Source organism: Aquabacterium sp. UBA2148 (assembly GCF_002328915.1).
In the GTDB taxonomy this organism is placed as follows: Bacteria; Pseudomonadota; Gammaproteobacteria; order Burkholderiales; family Burkholderiaceae_C; genus Aquabacterium; species Aquabacterium parvum.
This window is the reverse complement of sequence record NZ_DCXA01000140.1, coordinates 944-1,367: the sequence shown is the minus strand read 5'-3', so window position 1 is coordinate 1,367 and position 424 is coordinate 944. Positions and strand designations below refer to the sequence as shown.

1 protein-coding gene is annotated in these 424 nt (G+C 67.7%); it reads right to left on the bottom strand.

Annotated elements, in window-relative coordinates:
- On the bottom strand, positions 1-424 hold a 424-nt coding region (locus B2W70_RS07610; RefSeq protein WP_286744433.1), incomplete at both ends, for an AMP-binding protein.

Below are 424 nucleotides of genomic sequence, written 5' to 3'. Positions count from 1 at the left end.
AGGATGGTGTGGCCGGTGCGCGCCTTGAAGGCTTCGAAGGCGGCGGGCAGCAAGGGCGCCGAGCCGCTGATGAACAGGCGCATGCCTTGCACCGCATCGCGCTGGAGTTGCGGGTGCGTCAACAGGCGGCCGTACATCGTCGGCACGCCCATGAACAGCGTGGCCTGTGGTGCGTTGCGATCGGCGATGTGCTTGAGCACCTCGCCAGGCTGGAAGGCATCGATCCAGCGCATGGGCGTGCCCGAGAGCAGCGCGCAATGGCAGGCCACGAACAGGCCGTGGATGTGGAAGATGGGCAGGGCGTGCACCAGGCAGTCGTCGTGGCGCCAGTCCCAGTGGCGCAGCAGGGTGCGCGCGTTGCTCAGCAGGTTGCCGTGCGTGAGCATGGCGCCTTTGCTTCGGCCGGTGGTGCCCGAGGTGTAGA